A 14,421-nucleotide genomic window follows, 5' to 3' on the forward strand; every position below is an offset into this window, starting at 1 on the left:
TACTATCGGGATAATTTTTTTCCTTTTTTGTAGAATTTTTATATAAAATTATAGTCAAATAATTAACCTAGAGGTTATTTTTCGATGAAATATGTTTTTGCGATAGCTGTAATTTTCTTTTCTATGGGCTCATTTTCATATTCGTTTGCAGACGATAGACTATACACAGATTGCCTTGAAACAGTGAAAGATAAAGAAAAGTGTACAGAGCTTTTAAAAAAGACAAAGGAAAGCTACGAGGATAAAAAACTTGCTTCAACCCAAGATTTTGGCTCTTCTATTCTGCTTCGTCAAAATATTAAAGATTCTTTGCAAAGTAAAAATAAACTCTACGTTATTAATTATTTAGGTGAGCCAGATGAAAGATTGAAAAACGGCCCTGATTATGACCTATTTGTTTATAAAAGGCCGGTTAGTCGTCGTACTAAAACATCTGATCCGGATAGAGAAATTACAATAGTGTTTAGAAGAGAATTAGTTACTGAAGTGGTTCATCTCCCCCCTTCAAATGAGAGCAAGTCTCAATTGCATTTTCATGAGGCAACCAAGCATCATAAATAAGATAGTTGTATTCTTTTCTATTCTTTGTAATATGATTTTTAAGTAGAAAGAGACTTACTTTTTTGCATAACAATTGAAAGTGGATTTTTTTTCAAAAATGAATTTATTTTTTTGAAATTTTACTTTACAATTTATCAAAGTGAGTCATTATACCATATCTAAATTATGTATTTGAAGGGTTATGAAAATAAAAGTAGTAGTTAAAAACGACGTTCATATTTTTAAAATTGAAGGTCCCATAAAAGCAGGCAATGAATTCGAGCTTGGAGAGAAAATCGAAGAATACATAAAGAAAGGTGTAGTTCCGAAATTTATTATTGACTTGAAAAAGGTTCCTTTTATCAATTCTGCGGGTCTTGGTATTTTTTTAAATATCTACAAACACGTGGATAGTCTGAAAGGCAGGATGGTTTTTGCAAACTTAAATTCTGATATTGAAAATTTAATGGAAATCACAAAACTTGCCAGTATATTTGAAATTTTTAAAACAGCAGATGAGGCTTTGGAGTCTTTCGACTTTTAGCGTAGCTTGAATATTGAGGGAATACAAGAAACATTTGTAAGGATTTTGAAGAAGAAGAGTTTTATTATTCTTTTTCTTGTCTTTTGTTTTTACAAACTGGTTTTTAATTCCTTCACGGGTGATTTTTTAGTCTCCTATATTTTTAAGAATTACTCTACTGGAAGCTATTCTGGAAATGTATCTCGGTTTTCTTTATTTTATGGATTGGAAATTAAAAAAGTTTCTATTTTTTCAGGTGAAGACTTCGGAAAAAATAAAATATTTGAAGCCGAAAGGATCGCTGTAAAGTACAACCTGCCTCTTCTATTTTTGGGAAGATTGAAACTTTCTGAGATCGCTTTAATCGCTCCTAAAATAAATTTAATAGAAAAAAATAAAAAATGGAACGTGGAGACTCTTTTTCCTTCTGAAAGCAAGCCTGAAATAAAAAAAGAAGAAAAAGAAACAGAAGAGGAAAGTTCCGACTCAATCAAAACCTATATTCCTGTAAGTGCATTTTTAAAACTCATAATCCATGATATGGATCTTAGCATCGAAAAAGAAAAAGGCGAGAAATTTTTTCATGCAAAAATAGACGGGTTTACTTTTCGATTTCTTCTTGATACTAAAAGAATCAATTCAATTCCGTTAAATACACAAATTGTGACTATTTTCGATAGATTAGAAATTGGTCTAAACCCTGATAAAGAAATCAAGGTTTTATTTGAAGATAATTCTAAGAAACTAAAAAATCCGTTTCATCTGACTTGGACACTATCTCAAGACGCAAAAACAAAGCCTGTACTATTTTCCTCCAAAATGGATATCGGTGCTAAGTCTATTCCGATTTCTGTTAAAAATAAACTTGTCGCACCTTTTGGATTTGGCTTGTCTTACGATTTGCAGTACGAGCCAACAGAAGATATTCTATCTCTAAAAGAATTAAAAGTAAATTTTAATGAGGATGTTTGGATTGGGTCTTCCGGCAAAGTAACTAACGCATTAAAAAAGGAAAGAAATATTCATTTTGAAATCAATAAGTCGTTTATGAATTTAGACCCGGTTTCTAAGGTTTTAAACGATTTACCGGGAATGCCTTCTATGAAGCTTGCAGGAGTCATCAGCCTTGCTCCTTTAAAAATCACAGGCTCTCTTAATAACATGAATGTAGTCGGTGAGATTTCCATAAAAGATCTTATCTACTCTCAAAGTAAAAGCTCTCCTCATAAGGTATCTTATTTAAACTTTCAATTTTCTACAAGTTTAGATTTTCAATCTAATACAAAACCGAGTGCGGCCAATCCTTTGCCTTACATAAAAACTTTAAATATTTCTAAGTTAGATCTAAATTACAACGGGGCTGATATAAAAATTAATGGAGAGTTTTCTATCGGAAAAATTATAGACTTAAATATTGTTTTTGATAAAGTTAATCTTCACACTTTTGTATCTTCCCAATACGGAACGACGAAAGGTAAAATTAATCTCAAAGGGAAATATTTTTCTATTCTTTCTACAGATTTGTATCTATACCTTGATTCATACAGGTACACTGCCGGAAACAGTATATCCGGCGCGCATTTTATAGACTTTTGGTTGAATGGAAATCTTATTTTTAAAGAAAACTACCAGCTTACTGATATTTTGCTAAACAACATGAAAACTATTTTGAAAAATCAAAATGGTGGCGTTGCACTCACTCTTAACACAAAAGGCTCGATGAATCTGGTTGGCGGGTTTACATTGGATGCAAAGAGTATGAAAGTGGAAACAAACTTGACCAATCTCATACCTACATTGGCTTTAAGCTCCAGAGATGCAATTGTGTCTTCTCGTGAGTCTTACGGAAATACGCAAGTCTTAGATGGAGATTTTTTATATTCTATTAAAAAAGGAAATCAAGTTTATGCCGGAAACTTGGTTATAGGGCTACCTGCGTTTGAGCTAAAAGATTTTAAAACAAGGTTTGAAGCGCATTTGCTCGACGATAAAAATGCAACGATTAAAATTCCAAAATTTGATTTTTCTGCGTACAATAATTTAGTTACCGGGCAAATTCAAGGAGTTCTATTCAAAGGAGATCCCAATTTCCCTGCGCCTCTTGGAGTTTACTACCCTGACTTAGACGTAAAAATTTCTCTTAGCTCGGATAAGTCCCAATATATGTTAAAAGGAATTTCTTTTCTCGGAAAAATGGAAATTTATACTAAACTAAAAGATTTCTTAATCAAAGGGTATATTCGTTCTAAGAATACAAATTTTGCCTTTTCAAAAGGGAAGTGTCCGGGTGCAGATTGCCAAACTTATTTAGTGAATAAAATAAATATGGACTTTCCTTTCGAGCACGACTTACAAAAAAGAACTACACCTGAATTAATAGAAGGAGACAAGTCCAGATTTATAAGAACCTACGGACAGACCCCTCCACCAAATTTTACAATTCATCAAATCACGGGACCTCACCCCTATATCACCGGTATAGTTTTTGAGTATGTAAAAAATATCGGGAACACTCCCGGGTTTGAAACGCACTTAGACTACAAAGAAAATTATTTCTTTTTAAACGGAATGAAAATTCGTATGCTCGATGGAGTTATTTATGGAAAAGACGTACTTTTCAATGTAGGGGAAGGTAAGCCTGAAAAAATGGAGTATTCTACTACTCTTCAAATACGGGATATAGATCTTAAACAACTCCTTCCTGAAGCATCCCGAAAAAAAATTGATGACGGAAAAATCAAAGCAGATATGAATATATTTGGAAGAAACTTGAGCGATGCAGTAAGTAATCTAAATTTATTTTTTAGTTGTTTTCAAATCGGAAAAGATTTTGGTAAAAGTGCAGTGAATGTGATTAGCCCTCAAAATATTTTAACGGATTATATTGTCGGGAGTTATTCGGTGGATAAGATGGATGTCCAACTTTCCAAAGGGTTAGTATACGCTACGATACTTTTCAAAGGCTCTCTTTTATCTGCAATGTTTATGAATATTGAAAACAATAAAATCAGTCAAGAAAGAATGCCTCTTGCAAATTTTTTAAAAAGAGCAGGCTCGGAGATTTCAAAATATGAAAAATAATACGATACTATTGTTTATAATTTTATTAGGAGTAATTTTTTCTTTAGGGTGTTTGAGCTTGAAGCCGCCACCAATTACTTTTACACAAACTCAAACTTCGGCAGAAAAGCAGATGGTGGGCGAAGACAAAGAGCTTGAAAAAAATGGCTGGCTCATTGCCTCGATTAAAACTTCATCTTCAGGCTCGGAAACATGGCAAAAGGAATCATCAGGAGATGAATTTTCTGATCCCGAATATATGATTTCCCTTCGTACAATAGCGTATTTTACAGGTGAATTAAAAAAATATAAGAGGCACGGTATTCTTGGAGAAGGATTGGATGGAAGCGTTAGGAGAAATCCTCTTGTAAAAGAAAGCAAATTTTATGCAGATTACTCTACAGCAGAAATGGTAAAACGCATTGATGAAGTCGTCAAAATCATAAATGAAGCAAGAGAGAAAGTAGTAAATTTCAGAATTGAACAAGAAAAGAAAAAAAATATTTCCCCTAAAGAGATTTTAGTGCTAAAGGAAAATCTATCATTGACCTACTATAGAGAAATAACCCCTGGAGAATATTACGAGTCCGCAAAAGGAAAGTGGTCAAAAAAAGAATAGTGCCTATTTAATCTTTTTTATATACATACAACGTAATTTTTCAAAAAATTTATTTTCTTTAAAATACTTTTTTTACCTAAATAGGTATGAAGAGTTTTTTAAGAAAATTTATTCCAAAGAGCCACTTTGCTTTTTTAATTTTAGGGTTTTTAGCGATAGACAGAGTTGTAATTTTTTATGATTATAAAATTTTAACTATACTATTTTCCGGTGCTTTGCTTATTGTTTTTTATCTTTTAAAAAACAAAAGAGTTTCTTATTTTTTATTTGGTATATTTATCTATTTCGCATTTCTTTCGATTGAAACAGAAACCACCTTTTCAAAACTAAATATTTTATCACTTACAGAAATAAAAAATTTTCAAAAAGTAAAAAAGCCTGTTATATTTCAACTTGAAAATGAAATCAAAAAAAATTATTGGAAATCAACCATCGTCATCAATGAAGAAAAAAAAGTAGTAATTGTATATCTAAAGAACTGGAAAGAAGATTTTACTCCAACATTTCAATGCGGTTCGGAATTAATAAAATTAAAATTTCCACAAAGTAGTTTTGGCGACTATTTTTTATTCTTAAAAAAATTTGGGAACTTTTACCTACAATTCCCAAATAAAAAATGCCACATAGTAGAAAAAATTTTAAACCCGAAAAGAAAAATCAGAAATTATGTAGAATCACTTTTAATTTTGGGAGGAATGGAAGACTATAGTTTGGACATTAGCCTTGGATTAATTTTTGGTGATTCGAGTTACTTGGATAAAGAGTTTAAAGCAAAAGCAAAAGAAGGAGGAATCTTACACTTGTTTGCCGCTTCGGGCTTGCATATAGGAATTTTTACGGGATTTGTGTATTTTCTATTATCGAGAATTCAGTTCATAAATTACTACGCATTAAAAATTATACCGACGATAGCTGCCCTTTTTTATTTATACCTACTTGATTTTCCTGTCTCTCTTACAAGAGCATTTTGTTTTATTTCTATTTTAACACTTGCTTCGATGTTTTTTAGAAAGACTCATCCGACAGATGTGCTTTTATATTCGAGTTTTATAATTTTTCTATTGGATCGAGACAGCTATCTTTCTTTATCATTCAATCTTTCCTTTTCGGCAGTTATGGGAATTTTTTATTTTAAAAATGCGTTAGACGAAATACTATTTCATAAACTGAAAAGTTCTTTTGGAGATAATTTAACGATTTCTTTATCTGCTACAATAGGTACATTTCCTGTGCTTATGTATTATTTTCACGCTTTTAGTTTTGGTTCAGTCATTGTAAATTATATTTTAGTTCCACTCACTTCATTTATATTGCCAGTTCTTTATGTTGCAATTTTTGCTGAGCTGATTCAGTTTCCTCTTTTGAATAAAATTCTTTGGACTTACGCAGATTTACTCATTCGTATTCAAGCCTTTCTGTCGGATTTTCTCGGAGAAAGAGTTGGTTTTTATAAAGAATTTGATCATTTTGGAATTTTTCATATTGCCTTATTTACTTGTTTTATTGCTTTAATATTTTTTTGTATATTTATTTACTGTAAAATAATTTTTATTCGAGATGACTTAAAGAATCTGGATCACCGCCAAGATACAAAAATCAATCAACGAAAAATCTTTATTTTATCTATTTTTTCTTTTTTAATTGTGTTTAGTTTTTTTATTATTGGAATTATTTTTTCTCCTGAAAAGAAGAAAATCAATACAGAGTTTGTTCAAATTGAATCAAATTCATTCATAATTTTTTCAAAGAAAGAATTATATATAGGTGGAGACTGCAAATACAATATATATAAATTAAAAAAGAATTTTTCAAATCAAGTTTGCAAGGATACTATTTCAAAAATATTTATCGAAAAAGAAAGTTGTATTGAGCTATTGAAATCTTGCGATAAGAAATCCTTCCCTAAAACTTTATTATTTTACGATTCATCTATTGTTTTATGGAAAGATTCCTTTTTCTCAGTAACACTCGAAAAACGAAACGAATCCAAAAAATTTCAACTTGCAAATTCTTCTTATGTTATTTTTTTTAGACCAGACAAAGATGGATTGAACTTTCTTCAAACTGAAACAAAAAATGGTTTTGGAAAAATTGTAGTGATATTTCCGTATAAATCCAAGGACAATATAGACGATTGGAAATTATATCAAAAGATTCTGGGGATAAATGAAAACTGGCAATTTGTTTCTGCCTCAGAATTTCAACTTTGAATTTTACAAGCCTTCAAAGATAAATGAGTTTCTTCGATCCAACCAAGTCAGTCCCCAGAAAAAGTGGGGACAAAATTTTTTAATAGATCCAAATATCGTTGAATTGATTTTTTCCTCTTTTCCAAAAAACGATTATGAAATTGAATGTATCGGTGAAATAGGAACAGGACTTGGAGTCTTGTCACATAGAATCGCATCCTCTGATTACCCGGTTTTCTTTTTTGAGATAGACCCATTTCTTTGTAAATTTTTACAATCAAATGCTTACTTCCAAAAAAATAAACATACATTACTTCAAGGGGATGTATTGAAAAACTTGAATCAGGTTGCCAATAAAAAAATATTTATTTTTGGAAATCTACCCTATTACATCACTTCTGATATTTTTACAACTCTATTGAAAACAATTCCAGAATTTCAAGGAGGAGTTTTTATGGTTCAAAAAGAATTTGCTAAAAGACTAATAGAAGAAATATCTTCCATTTCAATTTTTATTTCAGCTTTTTGTGAAATTAAATGGATAAAAAAAATATCTAAAACTTGCTTTTATCCTTCACCAAAAGAAGAATCTGCTCTCATCACCCTAAAAAGTTTTCCAAATCGAATATTTACAACTAAATTAGAGGTAGAAAAATTTGAATTAGTGCTTAAAACTTTTTTTTGGGGAAAAAGAAAAACTTTGTACAAATCAGCAAAAGAGGCTCCCTTTTATTCCTCAATTAAAGAAAGAGATACGTTATGCGAAGCTCTGGTAGAAATAAAGGTTCCTGAAAAAACGAGACCTGAACAACTGACTAAAAATCAATTCTATGAAATAGCTAAAATCTTTATAAAAAAGGGGGCATAACCCCCTTTGTTTTTATGCAGCTTTTTTTACCTCCTTGTACTGCGCACTATCAAATCGAACTCTTGAAGCTACAATTTTATACTTTTGTCGTGACAAACCGTCAGCAGTCTTCCACCTATCCTGCCTTAGAGTGCCTATAACGGTTACCTTCCTACCTTTTTTTAAATAAGAAGCACACGCTTCTCCATCTTTTTCCCATGCCTCTACATCAAAAAAGGATACCTCTCCTTCTTCTTTGTCTCCCTTCGGATCTGTGTGATTAACAGCAATTGAAAATGTAGTTACATTTTTTCCATTGGGTGTTTTTTTTGCCTCCGGATCTGCTGTTAAATTTCCATCCATAACGATATGCGCTATGTTTACCATAATTTTTCTCCTTTGAAGCGAATTCATTCGCATCATTAATATAGGTAAATAAAGATGTAGATAGAAAAAAAATTTTTCTATAAATTACACTTTTCATCAAACAAAAATACAAATTATGAAATTCTGTTTGTAAAAATATTTTATTAAATCCAATGTTTTTTTACCTTTCTAAGTATATGGATTACAATAAAGAACAAACAAGTATAATCGAGTGTAGAGAAAAATACCAACAAGTGATCGCAGCCGCAGGATCAGGAAAAACCAGTACAATGGTTGCCTTACTAGAAAGAATATTAGACGAAAAAACAGAAGATCCAAGATCAATTTTAGTCATCACATTTTCCAGAAAAGCAGCAAACGAGATTAGAGAAAGACTTCAAATAAGAGTTGGTGAAGTGGAACTAAAGATAAAAACTTTTCATGCGTATTGTTTGTACGCAATTCAAAAATTTCATCCAGAATATGTGTCGAGCACAATCAAAATTATTGAAGACGAAGAAAAAGAAGAACTGTTTAAAGAATATTTTAAAAGAGAGAAATTTAAAGTCGGTGGGATACCTTACAAGTTTCTTCTCGAAGAAAATTTTTCCTTAAAAAAAGAATTCCCGGAAATTTATAATGATCTCGAAATAGAATATAAAAAATATAAAGCTCTTACAAAGAAATTAGACTTCAAAGATTTAATTGAAATATTTGTTACAGGATTAAGGCAAAATTCAGATTGGACAAATAACGCAAAAAGCGAAATTCAGAGAATCATTGTTGATGAATTCCAAGATACAGATATGGAACAATTAGAAATGATCAAGCTCATGGATCCGAGTAGCTTGACAGTTGTTGGAGATGATTGGCAGGCAATTTATGGTTTTAGAGGAGCAAGCACGATTCCATTTCTAAAGTTTAAAGAATTCTTCTCTCCCTGTAAAGTTCATTTTCTTGAAAGAAATTATAGATCACTTTCTAAAATTATTCAAACCTCTGCAATTCCTATCTCAAAAAATTCAATGAATATTAAAAAAATAGTTAAACCAAAAAGAGAAGGGAAGGGATTCGTCGGAAAAATCTTAATAGAGACAAACTCTGAATTAGCAATTCTTACACAAAAAATTCAAGCTATACCTGATTATAAAAATAAAATAAAGATACTATGTAGATCCAATTTTAGAATTAGTACTTATCATCAAACAAATTTAGATGAAAATTGCCTTATGACAATTCATAAATCTAAAGGGTTAGAATTTGAAACTGTATTTGTCGATTTATTTTCTGGTTGGAATTTAAAAATAGATGAACCCAAAGATACAATTGAAGAAGAAAGAAGAATATTGTATGTGGCTTTGAGTAGAGCTAAAAATAATTTAATAATTCTTGGAAATAAAATAAAGTCCAATGATCGCATAGAAGATTTATTTTTTTCTTATTTTAAACGAATGAAAACTTTAAACCTGGATTGCCTCCCTAATGTTTTTTAAGGAAAAAAGTCATGAAAAAAAATTTAAATAGGTATAAAAAAATTTAGGAGAATACTATGAACCCTGAAAAATTTGAACGAACTCAATCGAGTTTACTTATTCCAGAAAAATACATGGATGAGTTTGATCGCAGGACAGAAAATATTTCGAGAGAAGATTACTTGCATGAGTTGTTAGAGAGGTACAGGAATGTATTACTTTGGGGGACTTTTGAAAAGTTGGATTGTGTGAAAACTTGCTATCAAGAAGAAGGACAGAATTTGCAAAAGAAGAATTTTCGTCCGGAGAATGCAGACTGGATTGAGTTAGGTGAGTTTGCTCAATGGCTTGGTATTTCCCGAACGGCTCTTTTTACTCTTCTTTTGCTGCTTGACATTGCCGGATGGGACATAATCATCCCTGCCAAGTTCTATGACTTTGGAGTTCCACCCAAGGTTAGTTCTATTGCGGTAGGAGTTTACCTCTCCAAGAGAAAAACTATACGATACAATAGACTAAAACGACATAAGCTGAAAAAATAAAGAGCAAAAAAAAGCCAAACTACAAAAAGCCAAAAAGAACAGAGGTGAAACTATGCTTGGAGGAGAAAAAATAGAACTTGACATAGTTTAAAGGAAGTCCAATAAGTAAGTATAGAGAATTATGTCTCTTAAATTTTTAAAATTTTTAGGTAGGTAAACACGGTAAGCTTCCTTGAATTTTCAATAATTAAATTGAAAGAATAATTTATGAAAAAGAAACGTTATGCTATATTCCTCTTCTATTCTATTTTATTTTCTGGAAATTTATTTTCAGAAGGATTGCCTCCATTTGGTTTAAAAGAAGAAAAAGCAAAAGAATTATTTAAAACCGGATTAGTGTATTTCCATAATCGGAATTATACTGCTGCAAAAGAAAATTTTTTAAAAAGTCTATCTATTAAAGAAGACTTTAATCTATCAAGAAAATTTTTATCGGATTCCTACTTTTTGAATGGAGAGTGGAATGAAAGCCTTAATGAATTAGAAATTCTTGAAGGGAAAAATACAAAAAGCCCATATATAAAAAATCGCGCAGACGTTATGCGCCAAATCCTCGGTGGTAGTACTGGAAAAGGCAAGAGAACTTTTTATAAATCAATTTCCGGTGATAGTTTTCGAGGTTTTAGGTTTCGCAATCCCACTGATGCGTTAGTTGATGAGGATGGAAACTTATATGTCCTTTCTTTTGAAACTCAAAATATAATTAAATTCAATCCTGATGGAGTTCCTATTGGAAATTTTAAAGGAGGAATCGGTAGATCTTTTGAGGGCCCTCTTTACTTTACAATTTTTAAAAAAAAATTATTTGTTAGTGATTTTGTTTCTGATAGAATAAATATTTTAAGTGATGCGGGGGATTTTCTTTTTAGGTTTGGCTCTACTGGAAAAACTCCTGGAAAATTTCATGGCCCTGCTGGAATCTCTATTTCACCAAAAGGTGAAGTCTATGTTTGCGATTCTGGAAATTCCAGAATTCAAAAATTCTCTTTGGAGGGAAATTTTTTACAAGAGTTTGGTCTGGCAGGAAAATCAAAACTTTCCAATCCAGTAGGTATTTTATACAAAGACCAAGATCACATTTATGTAGTAGATAAAGCTAGCAAAAAAATTATTATTTTTGATGATGAAGGAAATTTTGTTTCTGAAATTTCTCATAAAAACATGAAGAAGCCCCGGTCGGTTAAAGTACACAACAACAGACTTTATATTGCAGATGAATTGAATGGGCTGATGATATATTCTCCTGATTCGGGAAAATGGTCAAAGGTATCTTCTTTTATGGATGAAACTGGCAAATACAGGAAGTTAGACAGACCATTCTCCAGTGCTTATGATTACACAGGTTCATTGTATGCAGTAGATTATGCAAGGCATAGAATAGATATATTTTCTCCCAAAAATTTATTATTATCCAATCTGAATATATTTATTGAGAAAATTGAAACTTCGAGATTTCCAGACGTTAGTGTATTCTTAACGGTAAAAAATAAGAGTGGTTTAGATATAACAAAAATTCATAAAAATTCTTTTCGTATTTTTGAAAATGACAATCAGGTTCCATTGCCTGGTCTTACAAATTTGAATAAATTTAATGATAACTTAAGTGTTTCCTTAGTTTTTGAAAATAGCAAAAAGCTATCAGAGCATTCTGACAGATTAGAAAGTTTTTTAGGACCTATGCTTAGAAAATTTTCTAAAAACGATAAATTAGAAGTGATTCGTTCTGGACAAGATTCTACAAAAGTTTATGAATTTGGATATTCTATGCACGATATTTTTGCACGAATAAGAAAGTCAGCTCCAGAAAATGAAATCAATCTTGGAAAAGGAATGTATTTTGGTTTATCAGATTTAATACCTGAATTAGGACCGAGATGTTTAATACTTTTAGTTTCAGGAGAGAGTTTGCCTAACGCATTTAATCAATTTGGAATTAGAAAAAATGTTCAGTTTGCAAAAGCCCACTCTATTCCAATTTTCGTTTTATCTCTTGGTGCAGATAATCAAATGTCTTCAATATACAAAGAGATTGCAGATTCTACCGGAGGGCTTTACTTGAAAGTACCCGGCTCTGCGGAAGAAAGAAATTTATATGAAATAATTAAAACTCACATAGACAAAAGATATATCCTTTCTTTTAAAAGTGTAATCAATCCCGACCTAACCGGAAAATACATTGATTTACGAGTAGATGTAAACTACAGAAATACGATAGGAAAATCAGAAGGAGGGTATTTTGTTCCATAGAAAAATTTACTTCCTTTCTCTGTTTACGATTTTTACATTTTTTAATTCTAATTGGAATGCCACAGAAATTCATGACTACCTTCAGAAAGGAGAAGAATACTATAGAGCAAGAGATTATAAAAATTCAGTAATTCAGTTTAGGTCAGCTTTGACCATGAACCCTTCGTCCAAAAAGGCACTGCTCGGGTATGCAAAAAGCTCATCTATAATTGGTGAAAAAAAAGATGCACTCGATTCTTATTTAAGAATTCTTTCTCTTGATTCAAAAAATCGAGACGCTCTTATTGGAATATCTTTTTATTATATTAGTCAGGAAAAATTTGACGAGGCTCTGAAAAATGTAAACCTTGTATTAGAAAATGACCCTTATGATCCTGATGCACTTGTTGTGCTCTCTCAAATCTATCTTAAAATAGGGAAGAAAGAGTTTGCACTAAAAAAATTAGAAGAAGCCAAAAGAAAAACAGCACAAAATAAAGATTTTCTTTTCATGCTCGCAAACGCCTACACTGAAACTGGAAAATTTCATTCCTCTGAAGACCTCCTCTCCAATTTAATAAAAGAAAACCCTGATTACCCGGAAGCCTATTTTGGTATGGCAGAATTAAAAACTCGATTAGCTTCTTTAGAGAATTATGAGAATAGAACGATGTTGATTGAAGAGGCCTATCTGAATTCAAAAAATGCCCTGTCTATTGATAAGTTTTACCCGGATGCAAGGAGACTATTTGCAAGAGTTTGTATTTATTTGCACAAATACGACGAAGCAAAGGATACCTTAGAGTCTTTGTTGGAAGATTTTCGCAATGATTACAATATTCGATATTTATATGTATATACTCTGGAAAAAATTGGTAAACCGGAAAAGATTCCGAATGAGTTTAAAAAAATTCTTACCACGAATGAGTTAGACGACATCGCAAGATTTTATTCAGAAGAATACAGTATTCAACACCTAAAGGAGGGCTCAGAGTTAAGGTCTGTACTTGGAGAATATAGGATGGAAAGAGATCGTTTCGATAAAAGAAATTTTATTTTTATAGATCCAAATTACAACCTTATGAGAGCAAAATATCTAATCCCACAAAAAAATTCTGTTCGTTCTGAAATTCTAAACTACTATCTTAGTAAAGGATTATCAAAAGAATTTTTGAATGCGTTAATAAAAATTAGAAATGATGATCAAAATAATTTTAAAATACAAAATCGTCTTGAGAGTGCGATAAAAAAACAAAAGGAGTCTCTAAGCTATCTTGAGGGTTTTATAGATTTACACCCGGGCGGACTTCGATTGAATTTTGAAAAAAGTTCTCCTGAAATATTTTTATTCGACATTTTTCCTGAAGAATTTTTAGACTACAAACCAAATGCTGCAATTCTAATTAATAATTCTTTAAAATTTTATCTTACTCAAAAACCAATTATAAAAGTGATAACTGGAAAAGAAGAAAAAGCGATAAGAGAAAAGTTAGTTTCTAAATCTATTCCGTTTCCATATACAGGAGGAGTGTATTTTTTTCGTGAACTTACTGGAGTTTTGGATGAAGTGAGAAAAAATTCCAACCCAATTCGTTATGTAGGGCACGGAAGCTATTCTCTTAATAAAGAAACTCTATCTGTAAAATACCGGGTTTACGATATCGAAACCGGTAAAAATATTACTGAATTCAAATTGACTGCATCAGGTAGGGGGTATCTCGGAGATATTACTACAAGGCTTGCACAAAAAATAATATCTGTCTTACCTGTTTCAGGCAAGACAATCAAAGTAAAGTCGAACAGTGTAATAGTAAATTTTGGAGGACACGATGGGATTACAAAAAATCAAAAAATTGTTTTTGAAAGAAATGGAATAGTTTTAGGCGAAGGGTCAGTAGAAAAATTAGATGGACTTATTTCTGAAATAGTTCCATCTTTTAAAAATTGGCAAAATGTATTGAGTATTGGTGATACTGTTTATCCTAAAAAATAGTTTGAGCTTTTTGCTAAACAATCTCTTGACCAAAAACTAAATTA

At 31.2% G+C, this 14,421-nt stretch carries 11 protein-coding genes; 10 read left to right on the plus strand and 1 reads right to left on the minus strand.

All coding sequences use genetic code 11. The features are described from left to right. Nucleotides 1-84: 84 nt before the first annotated feature. The 6 genes from HS129_12490 to rsmA all read left to right on the plus strand — a co-directional run bounded on the left by HS129_12490 (nucleotide 85) and on the right by rsmA (nucleotide 7,799). Nucleotides 85-561, plus strand: coding sequence for a hypothetical protein (locus tag HS129_12490; GenBank protein MBE7412854.1), 477 nt, complete (start codon nucleotides 85-87; stop codon nucleotides 559-561). Nucleotides 562-742: 181 nt separating this feature from the next. Next, nucleotides 743-1,084 carry an STAS domain-containing protein gene (locus tag HS129_12495; GenBank protein ID MBE7412855.1) on the plus strand — a complete coding sequence of 114 codons (342 nt, stop codon included), beginning with the start codon at nucleotides 743-745 and terminating at the stop codon, nucleotides 1,082-1,084. 45 nt (nucleotides 1,085-1,129) lie between these two features. Beyond that, a complete protein-coding gene (locus HS129_12500) occupies nucleotides 1,130-4,144 on the plus strand; it encodes a hypothetical protein (protein ID MBE7412856.1) in 3,015 nt (1,004 codons plus the stop codon). Next, nucleotides 4,134-4,742, plus strand: coding sequence for a DUF1318 domain-containing protein (locus tag HS129_12505; protein MBE7412857.1), 609 nt, complete (start codon nucleotides 4,134-4,136; stop codon nucleotides 4,740-4,742). The genes HS129_12500 and HS129_12505 overlap by 11 nt, the downstream gene beginning before the upstream one ends. A gap of 86 nt (nucleotides 4,743-4,828) precedes the next feature. Then, nucleotides 4,829-6,952 carry a ComEC/Rec2 family competence protein gene (locus tag HS129_12510; GenBank protein ID MBE7412858.1) on the plus strand — a complete coding sequence of 708 codons (2,124 nt, stop codon included), beginning with the start codon at nucleotides 4,829-4,831 and terminating at the stop codon, nucleotides 6,950-6,952. Then, the gene (rsmA, locus tag HS129_12515) at nucleotides 6,909-7,799 is read left to right on the plus strand and encodes a ribosomal RNA small subunit methyltransferase A (GenBank protein MBE7412859.1); all 891 of its coding nucleotides are present in this window, start codon (nucleotides 6,909-6,911) and stop codon (nucleotides 7,797-7,799) included. Before HS129_12510 ends, rsmA begins: the two co-directional genes overlap by 44 nt. Nucleotides 7,800-7,811: 12 nt before the next feature. Here rsmA and HS129_12520 read toward each other — a convergent pair whose 3' ends face one another. Further along, the gene (locus HS129_12520; GenBank protein MBE7412860.1) at nucleotides 7,812-8,165 is read right to left on the minus strand and encodes a single-stranded DNA-binding protein; all 354 of its coding nucleotides are present in this window, start codon (nucleotides 8,163-8,165) and stop codon (nucleotides 7,812-7,814) included. Nucleotides 8,166-8,317: 152 nt separating this feature from the next. Here HS129_12520 and HS129_12525 point away from each other — a divergent pair, with 152 nt between their 5' ends. From HS129_12525 to HS129_12540, 4 genes are all read left to right on the plus strand, one after another. Continuing rightward, nucleotides 8,318-9,637: a UvrD-helicase domain-containing protein gene (locus HS129_12525; protein MBE7412861.1), complete on the plus strand. Its 1,320-nt coding sequence runs from the start codon at nucleotides 8,318-8,320 to the stop codon at nucleotides 9,635-9,637. Between the two features lie 56 nt (nucleotides 9,638-9,693). Next, on the plus strand, nucleotides 9,694-10,158 hold the full coding sequence (locus HS129_12530; GenBank protein MBE7412862.1) for a DUF1564 family protein: 465 nt from the start codon (nucleotides 9,694-9,696) through the stop codon (nucleotides 10,156-10,158). A 207-nt stretch (nucleotides 10,159-10,365) separates the two neighbouring features. Beyond that, nucleotides 10,366-12,405 (plus strand): 6-bladed beta-propeller, encoded by a 2,040-nt coding sequence (locus HS129_12535; GenBank protein MBE7412863.1) that lies wholly within the window; start codon nucleotides 10,366-10,368, stop codon nucleotides 12,403-12,405. Further along, nucleotides 12,395-14,377, plus strand: a complete 1,983-nt coding sequence (locus HS129_12540) for a tetratricopeptide repeat protein (protein ID MBE7412864.1) — start codon at nucleotides 12,395-12,397, stop codon at nucleotides 14,375-14,377. The genes HS129_12535 and HS129_12540 overlap by 11 nt, the downstream gene beginning before the upstream one ends. Nucleotides 14,378-14,421 lie beyond the last annotated feature (44 nt).

Source organism: Leptospiraceae bacterium (assembly GCA_015075105.1).
GTDB lineage: Bacteria > Spirochaetota > Leptospiria > Leptospirales > Leptospiraceae > JABWCC01.

What these genes read in the sequence shown, in the direction of transcription:
- HS129_12535 (MBE7412863.1), top strand. Translation starts at nt 10,366, where the DNA reads ATGAAAAAGAAACGTTATGCTATATTCCTCTTCTATTCTATTTTATTT.
- rsmA (MBE7412859.1), top strand. Translation starts at nt 6,909, where the DNA reads ATGAAAACTGGCAATTTGTTTCTGCCTCAGAATTTCAACTTTGAATTT.
- HS129_12510 (MBE7412858.1), top strand. Translation starts at nt 4,829, where the DNA reads ATGAAGAGTTTTTTAAGAAAATTTATTCCAAAGAGCCACTTTGCTTTT.
- HS129_12490 (MBE7412854.1), top strand. Translation starts at nt 85, where the DNA reads ATGAAATATGTTTTTGCGATAGCTGTAATTTTCTTTTCTATGGGCTCA.
- HS129_12530 (MBE7412862.1), top strand. Translation starts at nt 9,694, where the DNA reads ATGAACCCTGAAAAATTTGAACGAACTCAATCGAGTTTACTTATTCCA.
- HS129_12520 (MBE7412860.1), bottom strand. Translation starts at nt 8,165, where the DNA reads ATGGTAAACATAGCGCATATCGTTATGGATGGAAATTTAACAGCAGAT.
- HS129_12505 (MBE7412857.1), top strand. Translation starts at nt 4,134, where the DNA reads ATGAAAAATAATACGATACTATTGTTTATAATTTTATTAGGAGTAATT.
- HS129_12525 (MBE7412861.1), top strand. Translation starts at nt 8,318, where the DNA reads ATGTTTTTTTACCTTTCTAAGTATATGGATTACAATAAAGAACAAACA.
- HS129_12495 (MBE7412855.1), top strand. Translation starts at nt 743, where the DNA reads ATGAAAATAAAAGTAGTAGTTAAAAACGACGTTCATATTTTTAAAATT.